20 protein-coding genes and 1 pseudogene are annotated in these 20,983 nt (G+C 63.2%); 10 read left to right on the top strand and 11 right to left on the bottom strand.

The window, feature by feature from the left end; genetic code table 11:
• Positions 1-17: 17 nt before the first annotated feature.
• A complete protein-coding gene (gene linE / locus SIDU_RS18875; RefSeq protein WP_007686007.1) occupies positions 18-983 on the bottom strand; it encodes a chlorohydroquinone/hydroquinone 1,2-dioxygenase in 966 nt (321 codons plus the stop codon).
• Positions 984-1,147: 164 nt separating this feature from the next.
• Between linE and SIDU_RS18870 the strand changes: the two genes are divergently transcribed.
• On the top strand, positions 1,148-2,026 hold the full coding sequence (locus tag SIDU_RS18870) for a LysR family transcriptional regulator (protein ID WP_233431924.1): 879 nt from the start codon (positions 1,148-1,150) through the stop codon (positions 2,024-2,026).
• A 94-nt stretch (positions 2,027-2,120) separates the two neighbouring features.
• Here the strand turns inward: SIDU_RS18870 and SIDU_RS18865 are convergent, their stop codons facing one another.
• The 3 genes from SIDU_RS18865 to SIDU_RS18850 all read right to left on the bottom strand — a co-directional run bounded on the left by SIDU_RS18865 (position 2,121) and on the right by SIDU_RS18850 (position 6,782).
• Positions 2,121-4,676: a TonB-dependent receptor gene (locus SIDU_RS18865; RefSeq protein WP_007685998.1), complete on the bottom strand. Its 2,556-nt coding sequence runs from the start codon at positions 4,674-4,676 to the stop codon at positions 2,121-2,123.
• Between the two features lie 191 nt (positions 4,677-4,867).
• On the bottom strand, positions 4,868-5,407 hold the full coding sequence (locus SIDU_RS18860; protein ID WP_257721833.1) for a vanillate O-demethylase oxygenase: 540 nt from the start codon (positions 5,405-5,407) through the stop codon (positions 4,868-4,870).
• A 682-nt stretch (positions 5,408-6,089) separates the two neighbouring features.
• Positions 6,090-6,782 (bottom strand): hypothetical protein, encoded by a 693-nt coding sequence (locus SIDU_RS18850; RefSeq protein WP_007685994.1) that lies wholly within the window; start codon positions 6,780-6,782, stop codon positions 6,090-6,092.
• A gap of 165 nt (positions 6,783-6,947) precedes the next feature.
• Between SIDU_RS18850 and SIDU_RS18845 the strand changes: the two genes are divergently transcribed.
• The 4 genes from SIDU_RS18845 to SIDU_RS19565 all read left to right on the top strand — a co-directional run bounded on the left by SIDU_RS18845 (position 6,948) and on the right by SIDU_RS19565 (position 10,836).
• Positions 6,948-7,544: a recombinase family protein gene (locus SIDU_RS18845; protein WP_007685993.1), complete on the top strand. Its 597-nt coding sequence runs from the start codon at positions 6,948-6,950 to the stop codon at positions 7,542-7,544.
• Positions 7,537-9,189 carry an IS481 family transposase gene (locus SIDU_RS18840; RefSeq protein WP_007685992.1) on the top strand — a complete coding sequence of 551 codons (1,653 nt, stop codon included), beginning with the start codon at positions 7,537-7,539 and terminating at the stop codon, positions 9,187-9,189. Before SIDU_RS18845 ends, SIDU_RS18840 begins: the two co-directional genes overlap by 8 nt.
• Positions 9,189-10,166: an ExeA family protein gene (locus tag SIDU_RS18835; RefSeq protein ID WP_007685991.1), complete on the top strand. Its 978-nt coding sequence runs from the start codon at positions 9,189-9,191 to the stop codon at positions 10,164-10,166. The genes SIDU_RS18840 and SIDU_RS18835 overlap by 1 nt, the downstream gene beginning before the upstream one ends.
• 100 nt (positions 10,167-10,266) lie before the next feature.
• A complete protein-coding gene (locus SIDU_RS19565) occupies positions 10,267-10,836 on the top strand; it encodes a hypothetical protein (RefSeq protein WP_062121710.1) in 570 nt (189 codons plus the stop codon).
• Between the two features lie 239 nt (positions 10,837-11,075).
• On the opposite strand, the gene SIDU_RS18830 is transcribed toward SIDU_RS19565, so the two are convergent.
• From SIDU_RS18830 to SIDU_RS18815, 4 genes are read right to left on the bottom strand one after another with little or no spacing between them, the layout of a single operon-like run.
• Entirely contained in the window at positions 11,076-11,237 is a 162-nt protein-coding gene (locus SIDU_RS18830) for a helix-turn-helix domain-containing protein (protein ID WP_015449421.1), read from the bottom strand.
• A 51-nt stretch (positions 11,238-11,288) separates the two neighbouring features.
• Positions 11,289-11,708: a helix-turn-helix domain-containing protein gene (locus tag SIDU_RS18825; protein WP_007685989.1), complete on the bottom strand. Its 420-nt coding sequence runs from the start codon at positions 11,706-11,708 to the stop codon at positions 11,289-11,291.
• A 35-nt stretch (positions 11,709-11,743) separates the two neighbouring features.
• Positions 11,744-12,064, bottom strand: a complete 321-nt coding sequence (locus SIDU_RS18820) for a type II toxin-antitoxin system YafQ family toxin (protein WP_007685988.1) — start codon at positions 12,062-12,064, stop codon at positions 11,744-11,746.
• The gene (locus SIDU_RS18815) at positions 12,033-12,314 is read right to left on the bottom strand and encodes a type II toxin-antitoxin system RelB/DinJ family antitoxin (RefSeq protein ID WP_007685985.1); all 282 of its coding nucleotides are present in this window, start codon (positions 12,312-12,314) and stop codon (positions 12,033-12,035) included. Before SIDU_RS18815 ends, SIDU_RS18820 begins: the two co-directional genes overlap by 32 nt.
• A gap of 414 nt (positions 12,315-12,728) precedes the next feature.
• Here SIDU_RS18815 and SIDU_RS18810 point away from each other — a divergent pair, with 414 nt between their 5' ends.
• Positions 12,729-13,400 (top strand): SprT-like domain-containing protein, encoded by a 672-nt coding sequence (locus tag SIDU_RS18810; RefSeq protein ID WP_233431923.1) that lies wholly within the window; start codon positions 12,729-12,731, stop codon positions 13,398-13,400.
• A gap of 126 nt (positions 13,401-13,526) precedes the next feature.
• On the opposite strand, the gene SIDU_RS18805 is transcribed toward SIDU_RS18810, so the two are convergent.
• Complete coding sequence (locus tag SIDU_RS18805; RefSeq protein ID WP_007683476.1) at positions 13,527-14,888, bottom strand: hypothetical protein; 1,362 nt, start codon at positions 14,886-14,888, stop codon at positions 13,527-13,529.
• A complete protein-coding gene (locus SIDU_RS18800; protein ID WP_007683474.1) occupies positions 14,885-15,478 on the bottom strand; it encodes a recombinase family protein in 594 nt (197 codons plus the stop codon). Before SIDU_RS18800 ends, SIDU_RS18805 begins: the two co-directional genes overlap by 4 nt.
• Before the next feature lie 128 nt (positions 15,479-15,606).
• Between SIDU_RS18800 and SIDU_RS18795 the strand changes: the two genes are divergently transcribed.
• The 4 genes and pseudogenes from SIDU_RS18795 to SIDU_RS18785 all read left to right on the top strand — a co-directional run bounded on the left by SIDU_RS18795 (position 15,607) and on the right by SIDU_RS18785 (position 19,807).
• Positions 15,607-18,555: a Tn3 family transposase gene (locus SIDU_RS18795; protein WP_233431824.1), complete on the top strand. Its 2,949-nt coding sequence runs from the start codon at positions 15,607-15,609 to the stop codon at positions 18,553-18,555.
• A gap of 29 nt (positions 18,556-18,584) precedes the next feature.
• Positions 18,585-18,716: pseudogene (locus SIDU_RS19560) on the top strand (transcription elongation protein SprT); the annotation flags it as partial.
• A 126-nt stretch (positions 18,717-18,842) separates the two neighbouring features.
• On the top strand, positions 18,843-19,496 hold the full coding sequence (parA, locus tag SIDU_RS18790; protein WP_007686145.1) for a ParA family partition ATPase: 654 nt from the start codon (positions 18,843-18,845) through the stop codon (positions 19,494-19,496).
• Positions 19,493-19,807, top strand: a complete 315-nt coding sequence (locus tag SIDU_RS18785) for a ribbon-helix-helix domain-containing protein (RefSeq protein WP_007686146.1) — start codon at positions 19,493-19,495, stop codon at positions 19,805-19,807. Before parA ends, SIDU_RS18785 begins: the two co-directional genes overlap by 4 nt.
• A gap of 63 nt (positions 19,808-19,870) precedes the next feature.
• Here SIDU_RS18785 and SIDU_RS18780 read toward each other — a convergent pair whose 3' ends face one another.
• A complete protein-coding gene (locus SIDU_RS18780) occupies positions 19,871-20,983 on the bottom strand; it encodes a replication initiator protein A (RefSeq protein ID WP_007686147.1) in 1,113 nt (370 codons plus the stop codon).

Here is a 20,983-nt window from a genome sequence, read left to right as displayed (position 1 = left end):
CGGAGTCATCCTTGCGATCAAATGACGATCGGATCGTTCATCGTCCGGAGGAGCTCGTCCTTTACACCTTCGAGCTGCGGCGCGACCTTGACCTCGCTGCCGAGCTTCTCGGGGCTCTCGTCATGGGTGAAACCAAGCGTGACCGAGGCTTCGAACAACACGCCGCCCGGCGTACGAACGTAGATCGATTCGAAGTAGCCGCGGTGCTTGCGATCTGAGAAATCGGTGTAGCCGAGGCCTTCCACGTCAAATTTGAGCGCGGCCTGCACGTCGAGGTCGGCGACTTCAAACGCGGCGTGATGAACTTGGCCTTCGCCAAGCGCCCAGGTGCCGGGCCTTTCGTCCTCATCGATATAGACGTCTAGCACCTTGGCCGCACCGCCATTGCCGAAAGCGTAGCGCTGGTAATTGCCGTCGCGTCCCTGGGGCTTCAGGTTCCAGGCATTGCGCATGAAGGAGTCCATCTCCTCATTGCGATTTAGGGTGGCCGTCCAGCTGTGAAAGCCCCGCAGCGCGACCTCCTTGGGCACATAGGGAGAGTCCCAGGGCTCGAACTGGCCGTCCGTGTCCTGCTCGATGATTTCGAAGCCGACACCGCAGTCGGGGTGCTCGAACGACAGATATTTCTGCCCGAACCGCTCACGCACTTCCGAGACGGTCACAGCGCGCTTTATGAGATGCTCCTGCCACCAGGAAAGCGTACCGACGGGTGCGTTATAGGAAACCGCCGATATCTGCCCTGCACCACGCTTTCCGGTGTAGCCAGCCTGGCGAACGGGGAAAGTGGTGTACAGCGTGCCCGGTTCGCCAAGCTCATTGCCGAAATACAGATGATAGACCGGCCGTGCGCCGTCGTAGAACATCGTCTTCTTGACGAGCCGCTGTCCCAGCGTCTTGACGAGAAGATCCACGTCGCCTTGCGCGGATCCGGTCGCGACGGTGATGTGATGAAGTCCTTCGACGCGTTCGGGCAGTTGCATCATGATCGCTCTCCACTATTTTCTGCGATTGCGGATCGTCTCTTCAAACCTGCACAACGATCGCTGCTGCAGCCTGTTTGAGGGATCAGGGAGTATTTGACAATTGGCGGACCTTCATAGATACAATTCAGATTGTGAATATAGATGACCTGGATTTTCGGCACTTGGTGCTTTTGGATGCGCTGTTAAAGCGGCACAGCGTCAGCGCCGCTGCACGAGAACTCGACCTACCGCAGCCCACCGCCAGCCATGGGCTGGCGCGCCTGCGCAAAGCATTGGGCGACCCGCTTCTCGTCCGGGCGCGCGACGGCATGGAGCCGACACCACGTGCCGAGGCGATCGCCGGGGTTGTTCAGCAACTGCTGGAACTGCGTCGCGACCTGGCTGAAGGCGGGCAGACATTCTCACCTGACCGTCTCAAGCGCGAATTCATCATTGCCGGATCGGACATCGCCCATCTTGTCGTTTTGACGGCGTTGCATTCGGCGGCGCGGTTCGAGGCACCACACACCAGCTACCGCGCACTCACGCTGAGCGGCGATGAAATGGTGAGCGCGCTCGAGACCGGGCATGTCGATATCGCCGTCGGCGCCTATCCGAGCCTTGTTGCCGGCATCAAGACGCAACGGCTCTACCAGGAGGAATATCTGTGCTTCGGAAAGGAAGGTCATCCGTTCATCAAGTCCGGTGAGACCGATGACTTCATGGCCGCAGATCATATCGTGGTCAGCACCAAGGGTATGGCCCATGCCCATCGTGCCGTCGAACGCGCTCTCCTCGACAAGATCCATCCCGATCGGATCAGGATCGTCGCGAGCAGCTTTCTCGTGGCGTTGGCAGCTTGCTTCGAGTCGGACCTTATTCTTACCGCTCCGGCTCGCGTGATTGGTCGGCTCGCCGAGGTCTACGGACTCCGGGCCGTGCGGCCGCCAATTCTTATGGAAGCATTTGAGGTCAGGCAATATTGGCATGCGAGGAACCAAGACGACCCGCCTCACCGCTGGTTGCGACAGCTCCTGCACAAGGTGCTGTCCGCGCGGATGTGAGAAAGCTGCCATCGACCTAGCAAAGAAAGCCCGGCCTAGGTTAAACCCGGGCCGGACAGATAGGAGCATCCGGAGTGGGATCAGTCCGGGTCGATCAGAATTTAAACCTCAAAGTCGCATAATATTCAGACGGCCTGTTCGGCACCGCGCTCAGCAGGCCAGCTCCATTGAGCTGATTGACGCCATTTGCGATGTAGCGTTTGTTGAAAACATTGTTCCCGCCAATTGCGAGAGACCAGTCGTCGCCGGGCGCGCTGTACGTGAGCGAGGCATTGACGAGGCTGACATTCCCACTGAACAACTCGGGCGTGTTTTCCGCATCCGCCGCCATGGTGGACTTGTAGGAATAATCCGCCCGCAGTGTGACCCGACCTTCATTGGCCAGGAAAACGTTGAACTCGGGAGATAGCGTCGCGGTCCACTTCGGGACACGCGGCAGCCGGCTCGCCAGCGTGATCGTGCCCGACGGATCGTTGATCCTCCGATAGTAAGCGTCAATGTATCCCGCCGACGCGCTCACGCGGAAGACGCGGCTCGGCGCGAAGATCGTCTCGACCTCGAAACCCTTGATTCTGGCGTTGCCGGCGTTCTCGAAGGAGGCACCGATGCCGCGCTGGATCTGGATCTGGATGCCCTTGTAGTCCGTGTAGAATGCCGCAGCATTGACTTGCAGCATTCGATCGAAAAGCTGCGACTTGAAGCCGATCTCGAACGTGTCGGCTTTCTCCGGATTGAAGCTCGGCGCCTGCTTGTCCGCAGGCTTGGTCGGATCCGGCGGGACCGGAGCGGCGACGCGGGTCGTCCAGCCGCCCGACTTGAACCCCTTCGAGAATGATCCGTACAGCATTATCCGCTCGGTCGGATGGAGTTCGATGCCGACGCGCGGCGAAACATTGCTGAACGAGAGCTTCTGCTCCCCTGTCGGGTAGAATTGCGACAGGTCTGTCGGATCCGGGAACAGAAATGCCGGAGTACCGAGTTTGGTGAGAAGCATATTGAGGTCCCGCTGGCTTCCAACGAGCGTCTTATCTTCCTTGGTATAACGTCCGCCCAGCGTGATCCCGATGAGATCGTTCACACGGTAGTTGAGGTGCGTGAAGAGCGCGTAGGACTTGGTGTTGAACCGATAGTTTCCGACGATCTGCAACAGACCGCCGGGAAATGCGACATCCTCCGATTCCCTACCACCTTCTGAGAAATAATACGCGCCGACGAGATAATCGAGTTTGTCATTGAACGCCTTGCCCGAAAGCTGCAGCTCTTCGCTGAACTGATGCTGCTTCACCCGGAATGAGCCCTCGAACCCCACGACCGGTGAGTTGTCGAGATCCTGTCCGAAACGGGTGTCGAGATTGCGATAGGCGGTGATCGACTTCAAGGCAGGTCCACCCAAGTCGATATCGACGGTCCCTGTGAATCCGAAATTGCGCGTGTTGGTAAAATTGATACCCGTGCCGTAACCACGGTTGAGGCTACCGGTAACGAAGCGGTTATCGATCGGAAGCCGACTATTGGTGGGATCGGCGTCCGCGTTCGCGCCGGCGATAGCCGGGAGGCCGCCCGCACGCGGGCCACAGGCGCCGCCGAGACCAATCGCGCCGAGCACTGACTCCGGAAGGCTGATGCAGGTATTATAGAGGCCGGCCAAAGTGGAGTCCGGGACGCCGTTTCCGTCCGCATCGACTGGCGTTCCGGCCGGTGACAACACAGTTGACCGTGTACCGAGAAGAGTGCTTGGCGAAGCGCTCGTTTCCGAGTTGAGATAGTCGCCCTCCAGCGTCACATCGATCGCATTGGTCGCGTTCCATAGCAATTTACCGCGAACGCCCTGTTCGCTGATGCCGCCTGCTGCGGTCCGCGAGGTATAATCGATCTGCTGGAAGGCTTCTGAAGGATCCGAAGCAAAGCCTGCAGCTCCAGGGAACGGGATCCGTTTCTGCCAAGCGTTCCGGTTCTTCGACGAGAAGGCAATGCTGCTCTTGAGCTTGCCCTCGACGATCGGGATGTTGATGACGCCACCGACATCGATTCGGTTGAAGCGACCGCCCGAGACCTGACCCATCACGCTGAAATCGTCTGTCGGTTTGCGGGTGACGACGCTGATCGCGCCACCGATGGTGTTGCGTCCGAACAGCGTACCCTGAGGGCCCTTCAGGATCTCGATGCGTTCCACGTCGAGAAGATCGACATTCGACCCGGCGGTACGCGCGAGGTAGACACCATCGACATAGGTGCCGACGCCCGGGTCGAAGTTGAGTGCGAAGTCGTCCTGGCCGATGCCGCGGATGAATCCGGACAACATCGATGGCGAACTGAAAATCTGCGACGTGGACGATAGCTGCACGCCGGGGGTGAGGTTCGCGAGCTGCGAAACATTGTCGACGCCTTTTTCCTGCAGGGCCGCACCGGAAAAAGCTGCAACGGCAATCGGGACCTGTTGGACATTCTCCGCGCGGCGCTGCGCCGTGACCACGATGTCCCCGATGCCGACATTGGACGCGGGGTCTGTGCTTTCCGCCTGAGCAGGCGCCACGGCTTGAGGCAGCGCCGGAGCAATCTGTGCCTCAGCGGGGGCCTGCGCGTATGCCGGGGTCCAGCCGAGCGCACCAGCCGTGCCGAGCATCAGCCCAATTTTGATGCGGTTTTTCATATTGTACCTCTCCCTCCCTCTTTATTTTTCGCAAGCTGGCTGGCTGCTTTGGCAGCCAGTGGCACTTGCGCGCTTTCAAACAGCGTTAATGCAAGAAGTCATCACACCTGACTTTCAACTCACGTGCAGACTGGATCTCGCTAGACTTACGACAGAAGCGACAGTCAGCCAGGAAACAGGCGGACTGAATCCTAAGCGTCCACTGACTGCTTCTGATCGCTCGCCTCTTCGCCGTTGGATTGCTCCTGCGCGATAAGTTTACGCAGCATGCGACGAGCGCGCACCGCGCCAGCATCGCCAGCCAGGAGCACAGGCCGCATGGACATGATGTCCCGATCGCCGACTTGCGCCTGTTGGAGAGCGATCATCGGCTTGTCCTCTTCCTCGAACGCATATTCGATGCCGGCGCGCAATTTTGCGGAGAACTCCTCATTGTCCGGATGGATGTCGCGCCCGAAAGCCCAGAAATAATGTGTGGTGTCCGGTGACTCCGGCGTCATCACGTGGATGGACGTGTGCATATGCCCGTCCTCCTTTGGCGTGCCAGGCTCGGCATAATAGCTGAGCAGCGACATCGACCCGGGCGCTGTCCACTGAACGTCCGTCCATGCGTCGAAGCGCTTGCCATGCGAGTTGAACATGTTGTTCATGATGTCCGAGATGAAGTCGTTAGGATGAGAGACATTGCTCCACACCGTGTCGCCATCCTGGAACACGTGCCTCTTGCCGATGGTGAAGGCCGGCGCGCTTAGATGTAGGCGCTTGCAACCGTAGCAGCTTCTGCTCGCAAACAGCGCCTTTTCCTGCCCAGATTACCTGACAACGAGCCGACTATGCTGCTCACGCTATCCGACAATGTGCTCGCCATCATCCGCGTCTGCTCGCAAACGGCAAAGGGCCGCTCATGGTATCTGCCAACTACAAAGTCGAGATTAGCAGTCATTTGCTGATGCGCGATGCTCACGCAGCTTTGTGGAACCCAAGATCAGAAAGTACACGATGGGGCAAACCACCATCAGCATCACTGCTGGATCGGTAGCCCATCTCGTTGGGCCATCGCTGTCCGGCTCACTTGCTACCGCGAGCATGAGCGCGATTGATCCTCGCACAGCGGCGTAGGTGGCAGGAACAAGCAGGATGTGGAGAAGCCACCCGTAGCGGAACCGCATGGCGCCAAACCAGCAGAGTACAGCTATGGCGGGTGGAGCGAGTGTGGCGGCTACGAAGCCGCAGAACCAAATGGCAAACCCTGCCGGAGTCAGCGTATCGCGATAGTAGCTGGCGATCCCATCCGGTCGCAATCCGAGAGCGACGAAAGAGCCTGCGACGACAACGGCACCCAAAGCCGTCAGTCCGACGCCACGCAATGTCCCGTGTCTCGGCATCAATCTATGCAATCCAGTAAGCCATTGATCAGGCTGCTCGCACTTTGGCTCGGAAGAAGGTCGTTTCCGACCCAATCAGATCGGGGTCGATCCCGCTCTCCTCGGCGGCCAGTTGCTGGATGATCCGCCAAATCTCGGGGGCGGTGAGGCGCGCGCCGTCGCGGGCAAGCCTGCCACGGTTCTGCTCCGTGACCAGTCGGGCGAGATCGCCGATAGTGTCGCACCTCCGAGGTAATCGCCGGCGGTCGAGGTGCCGTAACCATAGCCCCGCGTAGGCGCTCGCTCCAGCAGCGAAGATGCGAAGGGGAGGTGCCAGCGTCGTGAAGGCGAGGATCGCGACCGCGACAGCGAAGCAGAGACCACTGACAATCCCAAGCCATCCGGCTCGCGTCGCCGGCATCTTGAGGTCGGTATCGGCTTCCAGGTCGCTGAACGCTTGGCGCAGCTTCCCACCGATCAGCGGCGCCAACGGCGCATCCGGCCCGACGTGCCGGCCAAGCCCGAGCGCGCGTCGAAGCCTGTAGAACGTCATCTGCGTGGCGCATGTCGTGCCGCCCCCGCTGTAGGCTGCGACATGCGCGACGACATGGTCACGCACCTCGCCGAACGTTGTCCAAGGCAGGTTCGAGCGCAGGCGCAGATCGAAGGTGCGCTCGATTGCGAGGAAGAAGTCGGTGTCGTCGCCATCACCGACCCAGCCAACCGTATCGAGCACCTGCATGAACCCGGCTCCTCAGCGGTTCTGCAAAACGACCGTTTCTGACGAGCCGATCGCCTTGCTGGGCCGGCAACGTAAATCTGCGGGCCGCACTTTGTCAAAACTGTTCTGGAAACCCGCGTCGCAAAACGGTATGCCCCGCACGAGTTTGGAGAAGATCAGACGCTCATGCGGGTCGGCTATGCCAGGGTCAGCACCAGCGACCAGAACCCCGAGCTCCAGCTCGATGCGCTGCGGCGGGCCGGCTGCGAGCGGGTGTTCACCGAAAAGGCGTCGGGCGCGCGCGATGACCGGCCCGAACTGGCGCGCATTCTGGAAGACGTGCTGCGCGCAGGCGACACGCTGGTTGTTTGGAAGCTCGACCGCCTCGCCCGCTCGCTCAAGAAGTTGATCGCCACGGCCGAGGATCTGGAGCGCGAGAAGATCGGGCTGGTGTCGCTGACCGAGAGCATCGACACGACAACGCCGGGTGGCATGCTCACCTTTCACGTGTTCGGCGCCATCGCGCAGTTCGAGCGTGCCCTGATCCGCGAGCGAACTACCGCGGGGCTAGTGGAGGCGCGCCGGCAGGGTCGCAAGGGTGGCCGCCCATCGGCAATGCGCCCGAGCGACGTCGCCGCGGCACGGGCGATGATGAAGGAGGGCACGTTGCCGGTGCGCGACATCGCCAAGCGCATGGGCGTGTCGGTCGCGACCCTCTATCGCTATGCAGGCAAGCGCGGCAGCGGTGCATCGATCAAGGAGGCTGCAACAGCCCATGGCTGACCGGGCGAAGCGACCGCCTGGAGAGGCGCTGATCGATCTTCGCCGACGGTTGTCGCTGTTGCCCCCACGCGACCCCGGTCGCACCGAGATCATCGCCCGTGCGGCCGAGGCCTATGGCATCTCCATCTGGACCCTTTACCGGGCGTTGCGCGAGCTGAACCGCCCCAAGTCGGTGCGCCGGTCCGACCATGGTGCGACGCGGGTTGCCCCGCAGGCCGAGATGGAGCGCTACGCCGAGATCGTCGCCGCACTGAAGATCAGGACCACCAACAAGAAGGGCCGGCACGTTTCGACCGCCCGCGCCATCGAGTTCCTGGAAACCGATGGCGTCGAGACGCCGGAGGGCCTGGTCAAGGTAGCACCCGGCCTGCTGAAGCGGGCGACCATCGACCGGCTGCTCCGCTCATCAGGGCTGGACTATGCCCGCGTGACCCGCCCCCACGCAGCCGTTCGTTTTCAGGCGCGGCGATCCAACGAGCTGTGGCACTTCGACATGAGCCCGTCCGACCTCAAGCAGGTCGAGGCGCCGCTCTGGATCGAGCAGGGTCGCGGCAAACCCACGCTGATGCTGTTCTCGGCCGTCGATGACTGCTCGGGCGTGGTCTACCAGGAATATCGCAGCGTCTATGGCGAGGATGCCGAGTCCGCGCTGCGCTTTCTATTCAACGCCTTCGCCGCCAAGCCTGAGCCCGAACTGCCGTTCCAGGGCCTGCCGGTCACGATCTACATGGACAACGGCCCGGTCAGCCGGTCGCGCGTGTTCCAGTCGGTGATGGGCAGCCTCGGCGTGCGCGTCCTCACCCATCTGCCGCCGAAGGCCGACGACCGGCACACCGCGGCCCGCGCCAAGGGCAAGGTCGAGCGGCCGTTCCGCACGGTGAAGGAGGTGCACGAGACGTTGTACCACTTCCACAAACCCAAGGACGAGGCGGAAGCCAATCTGTGGATGCGGCGTGCGCTGGTCACCTACAACAACGGCGACCATCGTTCCGAGCCACACGCGCGGATCGAGCACTGGCTGCGGCACCTGCCCGGCGATGGCGTGCGGGCCATGTGTTCATGGGAGCGGTTCTGCGCCTTCGCTCGTGAGCCCGAGCGGCGCACCGTTGCGGGCGACGCGACCGTCTCGGTTGAGGGCGCTTCCTACGAGGTCGAGCCCGAGCTCGCCGGCGAGACGGTGACGCTGCTCTGGGGGCTGTTCGACCAGCAGCTCTTCGTGGAGCATGACGGCAAGCGGCATGGCCCTTACGAGCCGTCGCGCGGCGCCGTGCCGCTCTACCGCTATCGCAAGTATCAGAAGAGCCGCGCCGAGGAGCGGCTCGACAAGGTGGTCCGGCTCGCTGACCAGCTGGGGCTGCCCCGCGCGACCGTGACGGGCGGCGACCGGCCGCTGCCGTCGCTGCCGCCCTCCACCGCAGGGCTCGCGGTGCGGCAAACACCTTTTCCGGAGCCGGCGGTCGAGACGGCATACCCGACCGGGCTCGCGGCGCGCCACGCCATCGTCGACCAGCTCCGGCGACCGCTCGGCTCGCTGCCTGAGGCAGACCGCGCCTTCATCGACGCGCTGCTGGGCGAAACGCTCGACAAGACCATCATCGCTGACCGCATCCGAGAGCGGTTCCAGTCAAGACGGGGGACAAGCTGATGCTCGCCGACGTTCAATCCAGCTACGGGCTCGCCCGCCCGTTCCAAGGCGTCGGCAACTTCGAGACAGAGCATCAGCGCAACCTCGTGCGCGAGGTCTGTGCGGCCGTGCAGACCGGCAGGTTGATCGTCGTCTCCGGCCTGGTCGGATCGGGCAAGACGCACCTGCTGCGCCGCATCGAGGACGAGCTGGCCCGGGCGGGCAAGGTCGCCGTCGCCAAGTCGCTTGCGGTCGACAAGCGCCGCACCTCGTTGCCCTCGCTGATCGAGGCGCTGTTCTACGATCTCTCGCCCGGTGACCGTGCCCAGGTGAAGATTCCCAAGCAGGCCGAGCGCCGCGAGCGCGACCTGCGCGACATCATGCGCAAGGGCAAGCGCCCGGTCGTACTGGTGGTCGACGAGGCGCATGACCTGCACCACAAGACGCTGACCGGCCTCAAGCGGTTGATGGAGGTGGTGGCTGATGCCGGCGTGCTGCTGTCGGTCCTTCTGGTCGGCCATCCTCGGCTACGCAACGACCTGCGCCGCCCGCAAATGGAAGAGATCGGCTACCGCACGACCACCTTCGACTATGAGGGCATCGGCGCCGAACGCCGCGACTATGTTGCCTGGCTGCTCGGCGCCTGTGCGGCCGAGGGGGTCAAGGTTGCCGACTTGATGAACGAGGACGCGATCGACCTCATCGCCGAGCGCCTGCGCACCCCGCTCCAGATCGAGATGCACCTGACACTCGCCTTCGAGCAGGGCTTCCGCTTCGCTGCCAAGCCCGTCACGGCCGAGATCGTCGAGCAGGTGCTGTCGCGGGCGATTGACGACCTCGAACCCACGCTGACGCGCAACGGTTACGATGCGGGCGCGCTCGCCAGCCAGCTCAACACCCGGCCGTCCGACATACGCGCGTTCCTCGCCGGAACGCTGGACGCCGAACACACCCGCGACCTGACCGAGCGGCTCCGCGAAGCCGGTGTGCCGATATGATACTGGCTGTCCTCGCCTTGGTATCTCCCGCACGCGGACGCAACGCATGTCGTCTGTGCCACCGATTGTGGACGTTGCGCTTCTCTCATAGCCTGCCGGCATGAACAGGCATCTTACCGCAGCTTCTTTATCGATCGTCAGCTTGCTCAGCGCGTGCTCGGCCTCGGCCGAGAGGAGGTTGGAGGGACGAGTCTTCGACATCCCGAGAGCCAACGACATATCCGACAATGATAAGCCGTTCTTTCTACCAGCGCTCGATCCCAGCGACGGGTTCTCGTTCTACCTAAATCCGAGCGCAAGCTTGCCGGAGCGAAACTTGGTGGGCGTGGCAAGCAAGAAGCGGATGTGTGCCCGCGCAGCGGGAACAGAGGCGCTTGTCAACTCGACTGTCTGCGCAAGTCGCCCGCTTTCATGGCGCGGCCGAACACTGCGCAAGGTAAGTGATGGTGTTTTCTGGACATACCAGTTGCCAGCCGAAGCAGGTCAGAAGCGTCCTCCATCGCTGGCGAGTTGCTCCGCCATGGGCGGAGGCTCGCGGCCGGGGCTCTGCACGGCCAATCTGCCGTATGACAATCTCGTGCTGACGATTCACTTCCGAGACAATCAGGTCGGCTCGCTCCAGGCATTATACGATCAATCCGTTGCTAGCCTGAGGAAGTGGGAGCGCTGATGCTTACGGCAAACCCGGCGGGAACGATCGCTGCCAGACCGCTCACCGGCACTCCTCGCTATTGGCAGAAAGCGAGAACAGGCCTTCTCCGTTTGCGAGCAGGCGCGGATGATGGCGAGCACATTGTCGCATAGCGTGAGCAGCATGGCCCACCTGCTGTCAGCAAATCTGAGCAGAAATCCGCGCTGTTTGCGAGCAGAGGCCAGTATCTTTGCAATCGCCTACATCTATCAATCCTTCTAGGTGAGAATCTGGATGCCGCGCCGCTTCACCAGCGTCAGCAAGGCGAGCGCCGCGCCAGTCGGCCGCATCGTGCCGGCCTCCCAGCGCTGGACCGTGCGCTTGTGCGCCCACAGCAAGCGCGCAAACCCGGCCTGGCTCAAACCGCTCTCCTGGCGCACCGCCGGATTTCGGCCGCCTCCATCGGTGGATAAAGGATTTCGCCGTTTCGATCAGTCCCCGTCATGGTCGTTCATCCCGGCCATGCCGGCTGCTGCGCCGGCTTCGGCGATGGCGTCGTTGATTTCCTCGATCGTGAACCGCGCGCCGTTGCCCTTCACTATCCCGCGCAGGTCATCCCACGAGCTTTTGCGCGGTGCCGGCGGCGCGATGCCCGCCGCCGTCGCGGCGGTCATCAGGTCATCCAGCGAGAATCTGTTAAACTTCCCGCGCAGGAGGTCGTTGAGGCGGGGCGGCGTCAGCCCGAGCCGCTTGGCGGCCTCGCCCAGCGGCACGTCCCACGACTTCACCCGCGCGGTGATGCCCCGCATCAGGTCCGCGCGCGTCCTCAACTCCGTCGCCTCCTCCGGCGTGTCGGCGATTGCGTCAAAGACGCAGGCGAAGGTTTCGACCTTCATGTCGTCGGCGTTCATTGCCCTGCCTTCCAAACGTTCGGCCGTCGAGCCGATTACTCGAACAGTTCCGAATGGGTTCCCGCGCGCACGAAGTTCACCAGATTGCCCTCAATCGTGTAGATCAGCAGGAAATCGCCGCCGATATGGCACTCGCGATGATCGCTCCAATCGCCCTTGAGGGCGTGGTCCAGCCATTCCGGGCCAAGCGGCGCATCGTTGGCGATGAGCAGCATCATCGCTTCCTTGAGCTGGTTCATGTTGTAGCGGCCGCTGCGCGACAGCCGCTCCCAATCCTTGACGAACCGCTTTTCGTAGGATGCCTCTCTTGGGAACGAAGCCCGCTTACTGCTGGCGGGCTTCTTGGTCGAGGGCATCGAACAGTTCCTTGGGATCGGTGAAGCGCGCACGACGCGCCTTCATGGTCGCGCGGGACGATTCGATCGCGGCGCGCGTCTCGGCGTTGGGCACCTTCAGCTCGAACGGCAAGGCATGGTCCTTGGCGACCCGCGTAAGCGTCATGCGGACCACATCGGAAACCGTCAGCCCCAGCTCGGCTAGGACGGCGGCGGCTTCATCCTTCAATGTTTCGTCGATGCGCGCACGCACGAACGCGGTAGCAGCCATTGGAATCTCCCTAGTCAGACGAACGATGTAGCTCATTTGAGCAACAATTTCAATCTAGGCGAGGAGACTGCGCCTGCCGCTGCGCGGCACCGTGGCTCTACTCGCTTCGCTCCCCAAGCCCGCAAGCGGTCTTGGCCGAAGGTGACGACCCACATGGCGGGGCCGAGATCGCAAGCGGATCTCGGGCATGGTGCCGGCGTGCGCCGGCATGATGTTCGTTCGCATGGGGAAAGGCGGTCCCGGCCGCCTCTCCCCAGCAACGGCAATCAGCGGGACCGGGTTGGCGCGAAGCGCCCGCCCGCACCACTCCCGCAGATTCCCGCTGCCCCCCTCTCTCGCCGGCTGCTCCGCGCGAACTCGGGAGCGATGGCCGCAGCCATCGCCCCGCAGGGCGATTTGAAGGGAGTAGAAGGTATGGAACAGGACAACCGGGAAAGCTGGCTCAATCGGGTGGCGGCGGGCATGGCCCCCTTGTTCGCGGCGTTGGACGCTCCCCTGCCCGCGCGTATCCGCGTGGCGATCGGCTTCACCAGCTCGGGCCGGAAGGGCAAGGCGATCGGCGAGTGCTGGGATAACCGGCTGAGCGCGGACGGGCATTTTGAAATCTTCATCCGGCCCGACCTCGCGCACGCGCCTGACGCCATGCCGGCGCAGATCGCGGCCATCCTCGCGCATGAGCTGGTCCATGCCGCCGTCGGCATCCCGGCAGGGCATGGGAAAGCGTTTAAACGGATCGCGCTGGGGCTGGGGCTCGTCGGGCCGATGCGCGCCACCACCCCCGGCGAGGCGTTTCTTGCGGCCGTCGCGCCGATCTTGGACGCCGTTGGCCCCCTCCCCCATGCCCGTCTCGACACCGATGGGGAGTCGACCGCGCCGAAGAAGCAGAAAACCCGGATGCTCAAATGCGAGTGCGCGACGTGCGGCTATACCGGCCCCTGTGCATTATTCGGCCACAGATTCACGGTAGGCGAGCTTGAGGGACGTCGGCGCCAGCTTCTCTGCCAGGGATTGCGCTACGTAAGCCGTCGCGGCCACACAAAAAGGCCGGCACAACGGCCGGCCATAGTTTTAGGAGAGGATGCCTGAAAGGCATCCTCATGCTGCACCTGCGAGCAGCCGTGCGCAATACAAATCCGCAGGCACCGTTGGTGAAGGCGGCTCCAGTGTCTATCAGGCGGCCAGCATGTCCTTCATCGTTGCGGGGTCAAGCCGTCACCGGCGCAGTTCTTCGATCCCGAGTTCCTGCCATATCCACCCGAAGTCGTACGTCGCCATCGGATCATCGATGTCAGCGTGTCTCCCACTGAGATTTTCGAGATGTTTTAGCCACGTGGCGAGTTGGTCGCGTCCGGCCTTGCTGCCGGCGCATTGTCGCGGCGTTTTGTCGCCGAGCATCGGGACAGGCTCATCGAGGAGTGTCCGGTATTGACGATCGAGCATGCCGTGGACAAGCGGGGTGGCGACCTCGACCGGGATGTCCGGTGCCGGCTCCGACACGGTTCGTCCTTCCTGACGCGCAGCCATCGCCTGTTCGATCGTCTCGATCTCGGTCAAAGGTGTTCCCACCAGGGCGCCGAGCGCCTGGGTGACGAGTGCAACGCCGCGTTCTGCACGTTCGGCCGAGGTGACGGAGAGGATCAGAGCGCGGCCCTTGAGTTCCAGATTCCCAAGCACCGGCGTGCCGTCTTCCATTGACACACCCCACGCCATCTGGCCGGTGCCTTTCTTGCCCTGTTTTGTTCTGGTGCCGAGCCAGTTCCAGAAATGTGACGTTTCCCGCTGCAGGGCGGGCACGGTATCGAGGCGGTCGCCGATGAGTGCCTGCGTCGTCCCCCGCGTGAACGGAAAACGGACACGGTGGAAAACAACCTCCTCGCCATCGGCGTTATGCAGCGTGGGGATGGCGACAGGCTCGAGCATCCTGGGCAAGATGTCGAACAGCCAGACCATCGAGATGAGCGGCGCCAGGTCGCGCAGTTGATCATCGTCGATCACTAGTTTCGCGCGCGGGCCGCGCTTGCCCTGTCCCAGGCGCAATGCCTCGAGAAGGGCGCTGGTGGCTTCCGCTGTAAAGGACAGCAGGCCGCCTGCCAGGATCCTATGCCCGCTCACCGGAATGATGCGCACGCCGATCCGATCCCACGGGCCCAGCGTCCTGGACGCGGTGCGCTCGCGGACCTGGACGGGATCACCGCCCCGGATCAGATCTCGCGCGAGGAAGCCGACGCCGGGCTCGATCGCGCTGACTTCATAGACGCTCATGACGGAGGTCTTCAGCGCGCGCATGTAGAGCTTGTTGGGGCCGGCCTCGTTCCATCCGCGGCGCTTGAGATATTCGTCCACGATGTTGCGGCCATCGGGCTCGAAGACGCGGGTCACCAGGTCCTCGAACGCGCAGCCCCACAAGGTCATGGCCCAGTGATCCCCGATGATGCCGGGCAGTTCGTCGGAATCGATGTCGAACTGCGTGAGAACCGGCCCCAGATGATCGTCGAGCGCGTCATGCAGGTCGTCGGCCCACTCGGGCCGTGTCGCGAACTTCATCAGCCCGGTCAGGTCGTGGCCGCGTTTCATGCCGGTAGCTCCATAGTCTGTCGGTGCGCGGCGACGATGCGCGAAACGGTCGGCTCGCTGACATGATAGAGCCGCGCCATCTCGGCGCCGGATTTTCGTCCGGAGATGACGGACTCCGCGATCTCGCGCCGTTGCTTTTCGCCGAGTTTGCGCCGGCGTCCGCCGATCCGCCCTTCGGCGCGCGCCTGGGCGAGGCCGGCGGAGGTGCGCTCGCGGATCATGGCGCGCTCGAACTCGGCGAAGCTCCCGACCATCTGCATCATCATGCGACCTGCGGCCGTGGTGGTGTCAATCGCCTCGGTCAGCGAGCGGAAGCCCGCGCCCGCCGCCTCGATCCGCTCCATAATGTGCAGCAGATCCTTGAGGCTGCGCGATAGCCGGTCGAGTTTCCAGACGACGACGACGTCACTGTCGCGTAACTGGCCGATCATCTCCAGGAGCTTTGGCCGGTCCCAGCGCCCGCCACTGGCAATTTCCTCGAACACGCGCCTGCACCCAGCCGCGTCGAGGGCGCGGCGCTGGGCGGCGTTCGACTGCTCGTCACCCTTCGACACCCGCGCATAGCCGATCAGATAGGGTGCCCTGGTCAAATCCTGCCTTTCACAAACGGCCGTATCCGGAGGCCAGTGCGGCATGAACGGATTCCTGCGGCCTCTTGTCTTTCACAATCCTCTTTCAGAATCATGCCGAAAGGCAAGTGGTTTTTGGAGGTTCAAAGATGCCCGGACGGATTCCGATGACGACGCGGCAGCGCGCTGCCCTGCTGATGTTGCCCGACGACGAGGCGGCGATCGTGAAGCACTATAGTCTGTCAGGTGAGGACATGACCGCGATCGACACCGCGCGCACGCCCGCCACCCGACTCGGCTACGCCCTGCAGCTTTGTTGCCTGCGCTACCCGGGCCGGCATCTGCGCCACGGGGAACTGCTGCCTGCGGTCATGCTCGACCATATTGCCGAGCAGGTCGGGGTGGATGCAAAGGTCATAGCTGATTTCGCCAGACGCACGCCCACGCGCTACGATCAGCTCGCCGCGATCAAGACGCGCTTCGGCTTCAGCGATCTGAGCCGCCCGCACCGCGTGGAATTGCGGACATGGCTGACAAACGAGGCGGCGAGCATCATCGACGGACGCGCGCTGCTCGGCCGGCTTCTGGATGAGATGCGCGCGCGTCGGATCGTGATCCCGGGTGTCAGCGTCGTGGAGCGCATGGCGGCCGAGGCGATACATCAGGCGGAAACGGATCTCGTGGCCGCGATCGATGGCGGCCTTGGCCATGAGATGCGTCAGCAACTCGACGCGCTGATCGATGACAAGGTGCATGACCGGCAGAGCCGTCTGTCCTGGCTGCGCGAGCCAGAACCGCGTGTCGCATCCGCTTCGCTTTTGGAAATCGTCGAAAAGATCACGCTGATTCGTGGGACGGGCATATCGGCTTTCTCCCCTGATGTTCGCCACGAACCGCGCCTGGGGCAATTCGCCCGGGAGGGTGTGCGCTACACGGCACAGGCTTTCCAGCAAATGCGCCCGGCCCGCAGGCGGGTCGTGCTGCTCGCGACGCTGCGCGAGCTGGAGGCGACACTGACCGATGCGGCGATCGATATGTTCATTGCGCTCGTGGGGCGGGCCCATCTGCGCGCCCGCAAACGGCTCGAACAGCGCGTGGCCGTTTCCGGCCGCGAGGGCCGCGAACGGATGTTACGCATCGCCAGGGTTCTGGAAGCGATCAGCCAGGCGGCCCGGGCTGGCGGCGATGTCGCCGCGGCGGTCGATGCCGTGGCATCCCTCGACATCATCGACGCCGACGCCGCTATCATCCGACGTACCGCCTCACCGCACCGGAACGAGGTTCTGGACGAGATCGCGGCGGAATATCGCGCCTTCAAGCGGATGGGGCCGTCGTTCGTGCGCGCTTTTGATTTCCAGGGCCGGGCCGGAATGCAGCCGTTGCGCGATGCGATGGCGATCCTCGCCGATCTCGACGGAGACTGGCGCAGGGCGTTGCCCGATGACGTGCCGCTTGGCCATGTCGAGCACCGCTGGCGTCGGCATGTCATGACCGCAGGCGGGATCGATCGCACCCATTGGGAGATGGCGACTTACAGCGCGCTTTCCAATGCTTTGGCATCCGGTGGTATCTGGGTGCCGACCGCGCGCGTCCATCGCGCGCTCAGTGTGCTGCTTGCCCCACCGGCCAGCCCCGTACCGAAGCCCGCTTTCTCGCTCGGCGATCCGCACGCCTGGCTCGACGAGAGGGCGGCAAGGCTTGATAGCGCCCTGCGCGAGGTCGCCCGCGATCTGGACAAACGCGATCCCCCCCTTTTTGCCGGCGAGCGGCTGCGGTTTCCGAAAGACCCCAAAGAAGACCCTGGTCAGGATGAAGGGCGGCAACTTGCGCTCACCTGCTACGGCATGGTGCCTGCCACCCGTATCACGGATGTGCTGTCGCAGGTTCAACGATGGACCGGCTTCATCCAGCATTTCGGCCATGTCTCGACCGGTCTGCCTCCCGCCGACGAACGCGCCTTTCTTGCCACCTTGATCGCGGAGGCGACCAACCTTGGTCTGTCGCGCATGGCCGAAGTTTGCGGTGTCGCCTCGCGTCGCGCACTGTTGCGTATGCAGACGTGGCATATGCGCGAGGAAACGTTTCGCGCCGCGCTCGCCAGCCTGACCGACGCTATCCATGCCGAACCGCTCGCCGCCTGGTTTGGTTCGGGGCATCGCGCATCGGCCGATGGGCAGGCTTATTATCTCGGCGGTGCCGGCGAAGCCGGAGGAACGGTCAACGCACATTACGGTCGCGACCCCGTGGTCAAGATCTACACCACCATCACCGATCGATACGCACCGCTTCATCAGACGGTCATCGCCGGGACGGCGGGCGAGGCGATCCACGCACTCGACGGCATCCTCGGCCACGAAAGCAGCGCGGACATCACCGCCCTCCACACCGATGGTGGCGGCGTCTCCGATATCGTGTTCGCCGTCATGCATTTGCTCGGCCTCGATTTCGAGCCGCGCATTCCGCGCCTGTCGGATCGACAACTCTATGGTTTCGAGCCCGCGCGGCGCTATGGTCGGCTCGCACCGCTGTTCGGGCGCCGCCTCGGTCGGGACCTGATCGTCAGCCATTGGGCCGAAATTGCGGAGGTCATCGCGGCGATGCGCGACCGCACTGTCACACCGTCGCTGATTTTGAAGAAGCTGTCCGCCTATCGTCAACAAAACAGTCTTGCTGCGGCACTTCGGGAGGTCGGACGGATCGAGCGCACACTGTTCACGCTGCGCTGGTTCGACGACACCGATCTGCGCCGGACGGTCACCGCCGAACTCAACAAGGGCGAGGCACGCAACAGCCTGGCCCGCGCTGTCGCCTTCCATCGGCTCGGGCGGTTTCGCGACCGTGGCCTGGAGAACCAGCAGACCCGCGCGGCAGCGCTCAACCTCGTCACGGCCGCCATCATTCTTTTCAACTGCCGCTATCTCGGTCGTGCCGTCGATGAACTGCGGCACCGCGGCACACCTGTCGATCCCGCCATGCTGTCCCGATTGTCGCCGCTGGGATGGGACCGCATCAATCTCACCGGCGATTATATCTGGTCCGAGAGCCTCGACCTCGATGCCGATGGCCTCATGCCGCTGCTCATCAAGCCGCTACCGTGAATCTGTGTCCGAATAATGTACAGAGGCCCTATACCGTGAGGACCGCGCGCAAATGGCTTGAGCTGGCCGGAGCGCCGCTTTGCCCGATCGAGGATCACGGCCGCATGGAGCATGAGCCGCTGGACGACGGCAGCGAGGATGAGGGCGGCGACGACGGCTAGACCGCCCTCCCCTCCCCGCAATTCGGGGTTTCATTGACGCTGCGCGCCAGTTCGGGGTTTCGTTGACGCAACCGGAGCAAGCCAGTATGACCACATGCAAACATGCGATCATGTAAGGATATTCACATGCCAACAATCGCGATCATCAGCCAGAAGGGCGGCGCGGGGAAAACCACCCTCGCCTTGCACCTGGCCGCCGCCGCCGAGGATTCCGGGCATACCGCCCTTGTGATCGACGTCGACCCGCAGGCGACGGCGAGCCAGTGGGCGGCATGGCGACAGGATGCGCCCCCGGTCGTGATCGACAGCGCGCCCCCTCGCCTTGCCGCCAAGATCGAGCAGGCGACGGGCCAGGGCGCGGCGTTCATCGTAATCGACACCCCGCCCCACGCCGACAGCGCCGCCAGCGCCGCCGTCGAGGCGGCCGACCTAGTGTTGATCCCTTGCCGCCCCAGCGCGTTCGATTTGGCGGCGATCAAGACGACCGCCAGCCTTGTGAAGATGCGCGGCAAGCCTGCTTTCGTGATCTTCACGGCGGGAAGCCCGACCGCGCCGCGCATGTATGACGAAGCCGCGCAGCTCGTGCAGGATTATGGGCTTGACGCCTGCCCCCACCATATCGCGGATCGCGCCGCCTTTCGCCACGCGGCGGCCGAGGGCAAGACGGCGATGGAGATCGAGCCGAGCGGCAAGGCGGCCGATGAGGTGCGCCAGCTTTACAAGTGGACATGCGAGCATGTAAACATGCAAGCATCTAGGAAGCGGAGGGCCAACGCATGAGCCGGAAGGGATCATTGCTCGCATTGCGGGATCGCGATGCAGCGCCAGCGCCGGCGATGGTCGAGCCGGAGGGGAGGGCGGCCGCGCCGATCGCCCGTGGCACTGGCGCAGGCTCCGGCAGCGGATCGAGCAGCAACCCGGTTGCGCCGAGCCGTCAGGGCAAGAAGGCCATGACGGGCTATTTCAGCCCGGAAATGTCCTTCGCCATGCACATGACCGCCCGCAAGCACGGCATGAGCCTACAGGACGCGATGGCCGAGGCGTTCAACGACTGGCTTCGCAAGATGGGGGAAAGCCCTGTAGGCAAGTGAGCATGTCCACATGCAAACATGCGGGTAAGTAAACATGGCCGCTTGCCCGCATAGAGCAGGGGATCAGCGTAGTGGTTTGCGTTCGTGCCGTTTCTTGCAGAAGCCGAGGAAGGCCCCGGCAGGGCTTTTGAGTTCGGGCTTGCCCATGTCGTGCCACCACGACACCCATTCGTCATAGAGCGCATACACGTCATAGCCTGGCGCGGCCGTCTTGGCGTCGTGCATGGTTTCCGGGTCGATATAGGGCGCATCGTCGCCGGCGCTGGCGACCGGATCGGGCTTGGATTTGAGGCCCGAGCGGTTGCGGAACAAGATCACGTCATCATCCATCGTCACCGCATAGTCGGGGAAATGGCCGTGATCGGCGTCATGCTCGCAGACCTTCTTGACCAAGGCCCGGAACACTCGGAGCGGGCTGTTCGAGCCGCATTTCTTCTGTAGCAACTCTAGGCCGATCTTCCATTCGTCCTTCACGCCGCAATGCTTGCGCGCCAGTTCATACATGCGCCGCTCGAACGGCTTGCGGAGCCGGAAATAGTCGCGGTGGAGCGTCAGGACGTTCTTGCTGATGACCGAGCGATAGACCCAATCCGACAGGGTGATTTCGAGATCAAGCATCCGGCCATCGAACGTCTTGCGCGTGATCTTGGCCTCTTCGATCAGGCCGAAAATCCGCGTTTCTTCGACACCGCCCGTTTGAATATTGGTCCGCACCGTGGTCCCGCGCAGGCGGGTGAGGGCGTCGGCCATCAGTCGATAGCCTTCGCCGCTGGTTTGCCGGTTGGTGGCGACGAGCATGTCATAGGCTTGCAGGCGCACCGTGCGGCTAGGTTGCTCGCCCTGGTTCATCTTCGCGACGAGCTGCGAAATGCAGTAGATCAATATGTCCTTGTCGTGGATCGTCGCCAGCCCCTTGCCCGAGGGGATAATCTCGATGACGTTGCCGTTATGCTCGTAGCGCCGCGTCCGGTTGTCGGGCTTGGTCGAGAGCGAAAACACCGGATGCTCCATTGAGGCCATGTCATCCTTGGGGATGGCGTCCAGCACGTCGCAGATGAACAAGTCCTGGTTGGGATGGCGCACCGGCAGCAGCGGCGTGCGATCGTCGCCGTCCACGGCCGAGACCGGCGCGGCGATCGGCGCGTCAAACAGGGAAGGGGAGGGGTCTATCGTCAT

Source organism: Sphingobium indicum B90A (assembly GCF_000264945.2).
GTDB lineage: Bacteria > Pseudomonadota > Alphaproteobacteria > Sphingomonadales > Sphingomonadaceae > Sphingobium > Sphingobium indicum.
Note: the sequence above shows the minus strand (reverse complement) of the source record. Positions and strands in the feature narration are given on the sequence as shown.